A 3,378-nucleotide genomic window follows, 5' to 3' on the forward strand; every position below is an offset into this window, starting at 1 on the left:
GACAGAACAGTGCGTTTGTGGGACACAGAAACCGGTCAACTAATCCATACATTTGTTGGTCATACCAATAGTGTTACTGATATCGCTTTTAGTCCAGATGGCAAACAGATTCTCAGTGGCAGTAACGACAACACAGTGCGTTTGTGGGACACAGAAACCGGTACACTAATTCATACATTAAAAGGTCATACCAGTTTTGTCAATGATATCGCTTTTAGTCCAGATGGCAAACAGATTATCAGTGGCAGTTTTGACAACACAGTGCGTTTGTGGGACACAGAAACCGGTCTTCCTCTCCATAAATTAGAAGGTCATACTATATATGTCACTGATATCGCTTTTAGTCCAGATGGCAAACAGATTATCAGTGGCAGTCAAGACAGCACAGTGCGTTTGTGGGACACAGAAACCGGTACACTAATCCATACATTTGTTGGTCATAAAGCTGATGTCACTGATATCGCTTTTAGTCCAGATGGTAAACAGATTATCAGTGGTAGTTTGGACAGAACAGTGCGTTTGTGGAACACAGAAACCGGTACACTAATTCATACATTAAAAGGTCATACACATTATGTCACTGATATCGCTTTTAGTCGAGATGGCAAACAGATTCTCAGTGGCAGTTGGGACAGAACAGTGCGTTTGTGGGACACAGAAACCGGTCAACTAATCCATACATTTGTTGGTCATACCAATAGTGTTACTGATATCGCTTTTAGTCCAGATGGCAAACAGATTCTCAGTGGCAGTAACGACAACACAGTGCGTTTGTGGGACACAGAAACCGGTACACTAATTCATACATTAAAAGGTCATACCAGTTTTGTCAATGATATCGCTTTTAGTCCAGATGGCAAACAGATTATCAGTGGCAGTTTTGACAACACAGTGCGTTTGTGGGACACAGAAACCGGTCTTCCTCTCCATAAATTAGAAGGTCATACTATATATGTCACTGATATCGCTTTTAGTCCAGATGGCAAACAGATTATCAGTGGCAGTCAAGACAGCACAGTGCGTTTGTGGGACACAGAAACCGGTACACTAATCCATACATTTGTTGGTCATAAAGCTGATGTCACTGATATCGCTTTTAGTCCAGATGGTAAACAGATTATCAGTGGTAGTTTGGACAGAACAGTGCGTTTGTGGAACACAGAAACCGGTACACTAATTCATACATTAAAAGGTCATACACATTATGTCAATGATATCGCTTTTAGTCGAGATGGCAAACAGATTCTCAGTGGCAGTTGGGACAGAACAGTGCGTTTGTGGAACAATTACTCTTGGCAAGAGGCTTTAAAAGAGGCATGTGATCAGCTGCAATTTCATCCTGACCTCGTTGCACCTAAAAATAATAAAGCAGGAGAAGCTTGTCTTAAGCATGCCAGTTGGGAGGATAAAGCCAAAGCCGACTTTCTGGTAAGACAAGGTAGGGCAATTAGTTCACAAAAAGAGCCAAATATCAAGAGTGCTGTTAAAAAATTTAAAAAAGCGCAAAAACTCTATCCTGACATCGACCTCAATCCATATACAGAGGAAATAGATAAAGACCCAAAAACAGTAGCACAACAGTTGGCTTCAGAATGAAAATAATCACATGCCTGTCCACAGAAAAATGAAGTAGGTGCTCAAGCCATGGCCTTTAGGCCACGCTACGCGAACGCCTGATCGGGTGCCTACCAACTAAATAGATTACCATTAGAGCCGAAATCTTGGATAGATTATCGGCTACTTTGCGCTGCATCAAGACAGGAAATCAGCCTCAAATAAATCTGAAAAGCGCGTAGCGCTATACCTCTGGCGACTCGATCAATAATTTGTTACAAAACTTTTTAAAATATGCTATAATATGCAATTTTTTATTGTATAATGAAAGTGTGGACAATCAAATCCACGGGAAGAGCCAGCCTAAGAGTTTTCCTAGGCCACAGGCTGGCTCTGGGTACCCCTTAACGTAAAGGAGATAACTTCATATTAGACTTCTTGCAGAAGTCGGGAACAGGGAACAGGGAATAGGGAACAGTGGACAAGAATTGTTCGCGTAGCGTGGCCTACGGCCAGGGAAACACTATCAGAAAAATACTTTTACAAGAGGTCTAATAAACACTTTGGCAAAGGGAGCAGGGAGCAGGGTAAAGAGGCAGTATTCAGAAAATTTTATTAGTTAAATTGCCTTATAACCCTTATTCAGCAAGCTTTATGAGTTTTTTTAACTGGAAATTTAGAGGTTGTCTGAGAAGTCTCATTTGCTACATCCAAGCCCCCTAAATCCCCCGAGCGAGCAATCCCTCGCTCGGGGGACTTTTAGAAGCAAATTGACTCTTCCCCCAAAGTTGGGGGGCTAGGGGGGCAAAATTCAGTATCAAAAAACTTTTCAGATATCCTCTTAGCATAGTAGGTACTGAAGAACCATATATTCAGATGCGTTCGCGAAGCGTGACCATTCGCGTAGCGTGGCCCAAAGGCCAAGGTCAATCGCATTTAGGGTTAGTTTTTTCTTTCATCATTAGTTTTTACTTTCATCACTTAATCTTTTAGTTAACTTTACTTACTCTTCAAAATTAAATCAAACAATGTTTGATTAACTATTGATAGTCGTTTTTTATATCAATACCGATGAAATTAACTCACATTAGTGCTTCTTTAGTATTCCTGGGAGCGATCGCCTTTGGCGCGGCTTCGCCGATCGCAGTTACTCCAGCTTATGGAGCCTCGGTATCCTTCACTCCGACTGGGTCACAATTAGACCAAGATGCCATCAATGACCTCCAAGTCAATGTTGGTGACACCATTGATTTCTCTTTCGTGTTAGATACTAGCGGTCTCACCGCTAATTTACAGTCATTGGACATTCTTGTAGAACAAGATAGTACTGAGCTTGTTACTTTAGAAGGATTTAGGACAGATGCAGATATAGCTGCCTTTTCAGACTTTAGCGGGAGCCTAGTAGAAAACCCACCCTTTGGAATACCTACAGTACTTTTTCAACGTAGTGATTCAATTGGAGTTTCTCCAGACTCTATCTTAGATATAGTGAGGACAACTGACCAAGTACTGCCTGGGTTGAAGAATGATGGATTGCCTGACTTAGCAATTACTGTTACTTCTGCAATTGATGCTAATGGTATAGATGTAACCAGTATTTTTAAACCAGTTAGCCAAAGTCTTGATGTTCAGCCCGCCCCTGTTCCTGAAACCACATCACTGTTAGGTTTCTTAGGATTAGCTGCTGTGACTACTCTCACATCAAATCAAAGATTATGATGTGGGCTTCTCAAACTCACGAATGAGACTTGCTGCTCCTCGGCGGATGCCGACGCTACGCGAACGATATCCTGTACCGATTTACCACAGCCATTAAGCGGCAGT

General features: G+C 41.8%; 2 protein-coding genes. Both read left to right on the top strand.

The annotated features are described in order from the left end of the window. Positions 1 to 1,596 (top strand): WD40 repeat domain-containing protein (locus F6K49_RS11450; protein WP_293022439.1); only part of this gene is annotated, 1,596 nt, incomplete at its 5' end. A gap of 1,029 nt (positions 1,597 to 2,625) precedes the next feature. After that, positions 2,626 to 3,273 (top strand): hypothetical protein, encoded by a 648-nt coding sequence (locus tag F6K49_RS11455; RefSeq protein ID WP_293022441.1) that lies wholly within the window; start codon positions 2,626 to 2,628, stop codon positions 3,271 to 3,273. The last annotated feature ends 105 nt before the right edge of the window (positions 3,274 to 3,378 follow it).

This window comes from Moorena sp. SIO3I6 (genome assembly GCF_010672095.1).

What these genes read in the sequence shown, in the direction of transcription:
- F6K49_RS11455 (WP_293022441.1), top strand. Translation starts at nt 2,626, where the DNA reads ATGAAATTAACTCACATTAGTGCTTCTTTAGTATTCCTGGGAGCGATC.